This is a genomic window from Phytoactinopolyspora endophytica, from assembly GCF_004138495.1.
Taxonomy (GTDB): domain Bacteria; phylum Actinomycetota; class Actinomycetes; order Jiangellales; family Jiangellaceae; genus Phytoactinopolyspora; species Phytoactinopolyspora endophytica.
Window position 1 is genome coordinate 704,455 of sequence record NZ_ML142849.1, and the last position, 4,467, is coordinate 708,921.

General features: G+C 68.3%; 5 protein-coding genes. 3 read left to right on the forward strand and 2 right to left on the reverse strand.

Going from position 1 to position 4,467, the window contains the following annotated elements:
• Both mraW and mraZ read right to left on the reverse strand, forming a co-directional pair.
• Positions 1-279 (reverse strand): 16S rRNA (cytosine(1402)-N(4))-methyltransferase (mraW, locus tag ELR45_RS42260; protein WP_338069577.1); only part of this gene is annotated, 279 nt, incomplete at its 3' end.
• A 197-nt stretch (positions 280-476) separates the two neighbouring features.
• On the reverse strand, positions 477-908 hold the full coding sequence (mraZ, locus tag ELR45_RS03075) for a division/cell wall cluster transcriptional repressor MraZ (RefSeq protein WP_129663280.1): 432 nt from the start codon (positions 906-908) through the stop codon (positions 477-479).
• Between the two features lie 631 nt (positions 909-1,539).
• Between mraZ and ELR45_RS03080 the strand changes: the two genes are divergently transcribed.
• From ELR45_RS03080 to ELR45_RS34480, 3 genes are all read left to right on the forward strand, one after another.
• Positions 1,540-2,580: an AAA family ATPase gene (locus ELR45_RS03080; protein WP_240759111.1), complete on the forward strand. Its 1,041-nt coding sequence runs from the start codon at positions 1,540-1,542 to the stop codon at positions 2,578-2,580.
• 6 nt (positions 2,581-2,586) lie between these two features.
• On the forward strand, positions 2,587-3,882 hold the full coding sequence (locus ELR45_RS03085) for a DUF58 domain-containing protein (protein WP_129663282.1): 1,296 nt from the start codon (positions 2,587-2,589) through the stop codon (positions 3,880-3,882).
• Positions 3,879-4,467, forward strand: a 589-nt coding sequence (locus ELR45_RS34480) for a TgpA N-terminal domain-containing protein (protein ID WP_205855755.1), incomplete at its 3' end; no start/stop codon positions are given. The genes ELR45_RS03085 and ELR45_RS34480, both read left to right, overlap by 4 nt.

A 4,467-nucleotide genomic window follows, 5' to 3' on the forward strand; every position in this document is an offset into this window, starting at 1 on the left:
CTGCGGATCACGGTCAAGACCGATGACGCGGGTCTGCGGGCACTGCCGCAGGAGCTCCTCGCTGTGACCGCCGAGCCCCAGGGTGGCGTCGACGGCGATGCTTCCGGCCGCCTGGAGCGCTGGGGTAAGTAGCTCGACCACTCGATCGAGCATCACGGGCACGTGTCCCGCGCCCGGCGCCTCCCGCTCCGACATCTGAACCCCCGTTCTCGCCGGTCGCATCGGACGAGCCATCGCGCCGCACAGGCGATAGCTTCGGTCTTCTGGTCGCATACCCATCTGGTTCGTGCAACCAGGTCCCCGCCCGCTCCTGCTAGGTCGATTCGTCGGTCCTGCCTGGCACCGGGGAAGGTGTGTCAGGCAGTGGTGAGCGGGCCGGAGACCTCGTTGCACGAGACAGCGTGGCCTGGGTAGGTGTGGCCTCGGTCGGTGTGGGCTGGGTTGCAGTGGATCCGGTCGCGGCTGCTGCTCGGCCGCTAGAAGATTCCCGGCAGCACCTCCTCGGAGATGTCGGCGAACATCGGCTCCTTCTCGGCCTGGTAGCTGTCCCAGGCCTCGCTGGACCAGATCTCGACACGGGTCATCGCACCGACGACAGTGCACTCCTTCTCCAGGCCGGCATACGTCCGCAGGCCCGGAGGGATGCCGATGCGTCCCTGCTTGTCCGGCACCTCGTCGCTCGCTCCCGCTGCGAGCATCCGGGCGAAATCCCGGGTGCCCTTGTGTGTGAACGGTGCGGCCCGAAGCTGCTCGGTGAACCGGAGAAACTCGGCCTTGGGCCACACATAGAGACAGCGCTCCTGTCCTCGTGTGATCACAACGCCCTCCGCCAGGTCTTCTCGGAACTTCGCCGGGAGAAAAAGTCGGCCTTTGTCGTCGAGGCGAGGCGTGTGGGTGCCTAAGAACATGCGCCCCACCTCCCCGTCGGCTAGGCCACCTTCGCTCCATTGCTCGCCACTCTACTCCACTTTCCCCCACTTGCAACCACAAAAGCTCCCCGTCGCGCCCTCTTCCCCTCCACTGAGCTTCCGATGGGCGATAAACCACCACGTCAGAGGCGTGTGGAGCCAAGGGGTGCTGAGTGGAGCGAGTGGAGCCCAGCGGGGCGTGTGACGTCGATTGGGGCTGCCGTGGACCAGTGGGACATGCGGAGATCGACGAAATGGAGTGCCCGAGTGGGGAGAAGTGGGGGCGGTGGAGCGCAGTGGGGCGGACGACCCACCCGCCGCCAAGTTGAGGTGCGCGCGATGCAACTTCCGACGGTCCCCGTACGTCTGACAAGGAGGCCACGCGAGTCAGGCGACCCTCTGCTCGCGTGTCCTCTCAAAGCGGCACCGTCTCAGTGAGGCGGTTCCGCAGGTGGTATACGGAGCAAACAATGGGTAAGCAGACAGGCTAACCACGAGGAAGAACACGGCATCGGGCTCGTTTATCGGCGAACAATTTGCGAGACTCGTGGGACAGCACACCCCACAGTGGGGCGCGGTGGAGCGTGCAAGGCTTACTTCCGCTCGCGGCGCCGGTGAGAAGGAGACCTCAGTGCCAGACCCCGCCATTCACAGCCAGCCTGGCCCACCGCCTGCCCCTCCTGCCGGCGCGGTCGCCCAGGATGAGCACCGTTCGGGAGAGCTTGACCTGGCCGATCTCACCGATACGGCGGACCGGCTTCAATCCGCGATCGGCGCGGTCATCGAAGGCAAGGCCGACGTCATCGAGCTGGCCTTGGCCACACTGTTCGCGGAAGGTCACTTGCTGATCGAGGACGTCCCCGGCGTCGGCAAGACCATGCTGGCCAAGTCGATCGCCCGGGCCATCGACTGCTCCGTCCGCCGGATCCAGTTCACGCCCGACCTGATGCCCAGCGATGTCACGGGCGTGTCGGTGTTCAACCAGCAGACCCGCGAGTTCGAGTTCAAGCCCGGCGGAGTCTTCGCCAACGTCGTCGTCGGCGACGAGATCAACCGGGCCTCCCCCAAGACGCAGTCGGCGCTGCTGGAGTGCATGGAAGAGCGCCAGGTCACCGTCGACGGCACCACCTATCCACTGGACACGCCGTTCATGGTCGTGGCCACGCAGAACCCCATCGAGATGGAGGGGACCTATCCCCTCCCCGAGGCCCAGCGCGACCGCTTCATGGTCCGGTTGTCCATGGGTTACCCCGCCGTGTCGGACGAGATCGACATGATCGACCGGCACGGCTCCTACACCGGCCTGGACAGCATGGAGCCGGTAACCGACGCCGCGCACATGCGCAAGCTGGTCGGGCTGGTCCGCTCGGTCTACGTATCGCCCGCGGTGAAGCAGTACGCCGTCGCACTGACCAGCGCCACCCGCACCTCCCCGGAACTGCGGCTGGGCGCGTCGCCGCGCGCCACCCTGCACATCGTCCGGGCGGCCAAGTCGTGGGCAGCGCTCGACGGCCGCGACTACGTGCTGCCCGACGACGTGCAAGCGCTCGCCGTCCCCGTCCTGTCCCATCGACTGTTGCCCACCGCCGAGGCACAGATCGGTCGACGCGAGGCATCCCAGGTGGTCACCGACATTGTCCGGCACGTGCCCGTGCCGGAGGGGGGCCGGTAGCCGCGCATGGGCCGTTCCTTCTCCGGACTCACCACCCGCGGCTGGGCATTCGTCTCGCTCGGCGGCGGAGTGACGCTCTCCGCGGTCCTGGTGGGCCAGCGCGACCTCCTCCGTGCCGGGATCCTGCTGGTCATCCTGCCTCTGACGAGCCTCATCATCGCCGCGCGGAGCCGCGTACGGCTGGCGGCCAGCCGGACTGTCGAGCCATCACGAGTCGAGGTGGGCACCAGGGCGACCATCCATCTGGAGCTGTCCAATCAGACCCGTATCCCGACCGGAGTGGTCCTGGTCGAAGACACCCTCCCCTACACCCTGGGCAGCCGCCCCCGCTTCGTGCTCGACCATGTCTGGTCGCGGTTCCGCCGCGAGGTGACCTACAACGTTCAACCCGCCATGCGCGGTCAGTACGCCGTCGGACCGCTGGCCATCCGGGTCACCGACCCGTTCGGCCTCGTGGAGCTGCGTCGTTCCTTCTCCGATGTCGGCAGGCTGGTCGTGACGCCGACCGTGTGGGAGTTGCCCGTGGTGCGGCTCGTCGGCGAATGGAGCGGCAGCGGCGAGACCAGGCCACGGGCGATCGCTACCGCCGGCGAGGAGGACGCGACCGTCCGCGCCTACCGGGACGGCGACGACATGCGGCGGGTGCATTGGCGTGCCACCGCACACCACGGCGAGATGATGGTCCGCCGGGAGGAGCAGCCGTGGCAGAGCCGGGCAAGCATCCTGCTCGACACCCGGCTGAGCGGGCACGTCGGCGAAGGCCCGGACTCGTCGCTCGAGTGGGCCGTGAGCGCCGCGGCCTCCGTCGGCACACACCTGTCCGGACGTGGATACGCGGTGCGCCTCTTCACTGACGGCCCGGCACGGGCCCACAACGACGGTGCCGCGACCCAGCACTCCCCGGGCAAGCCGGGCGACTCCGAGGCGGCGCTGCTCGACCGGCTCGCGGTGGTATCCGCCAGCCGGAACGCATCGGTCGCCCATTGGCAGGAACTTCTCGCTGGGACCACAACCGGCATGCTGATCGCGGTGCTGGGGCGCCTGCACCCGGAAGAAGCCAACATCGTGGCCCGCCTCCGGCAGGGCACGTCGGCCGCGCTGGCCATCCTGCTCGACATCAGCTCCTGGTCGACGATGGCGACCACGGAGGCTGAGCAGATCCGGCAGGCGCAGGTTGTGCAGAACCTTCGACGGGGCGGCTGGAGCGTCGTCACCGCTGGGCACGGAGATCATCTCGGCACAGTGTGGGAAGGTCTCGGTCTGCAACGCGGTACGAGCTCCTCCGCGAGGGGTGCAGCATGAACAACAGCACCAGGCTGACCGTCGTGGGCGGCATCGCGGCGCTGGTCGCGCTCCTGCCGCTCGTCGAGCTGACCCAGGACTGGGACTGGCTGCTGCCCGCCGGGATCGCCGTCGTCCTGGTGATGGCCACCGGATACGTCGCCCGCTCGCTGCGGATACCCGGCGGGCTCGAAGCCCCGATCCAAATCGTCGTCCTCGGCTGGTGGATCGGCCTGCTGGTCGCCGCGGACCTCGCCTGGATGGGTGTCTTCCCCAGCACTACCTGGCCCGCCCGCTTCGAGCAGGTCTTCGTCGAAGGCGCGGACACCATCAACGTCATGCCCAGTCCGGTCCCCGTCACCGACGGCATCCTGGTCTTTCTGGTCGGGGGCGCGGGCGTCGTGGCACTGGTCGTCGACATGTTCACGGCCAGCCTGAAGCGTGCCGTCCTGACCGGTGTCCCCCTCGCCGCCTGCTACGGCGTCACGGCGGCCGTCGAAGGCGGCGATATCGGCTGGTGGTGGTTCGCCCCGCCGGCCATCGCGTACCTGGCGATACTGCTCACCGAGAGCAGGGCGCGGGTCGCGGCCTGGGGACGCACCGCCG

Excerpts from the sequence above, each read along its gene's own strand:
- ELR45_RS03085 (WP_129663282.1), top strand. The coding sequence starts at position 2,587 with ATGGGCCGTTCCTTCTCCGGACTCACCACCCGCGGCTGGGCATTCGTC.
- mraZ (WP_129663280.1), bottom strand. The coding sequence starts at position 908 with ATGTTCTTAGGCACCCACACGCCTCGCCTCGACGACAAAGGCCGACTT.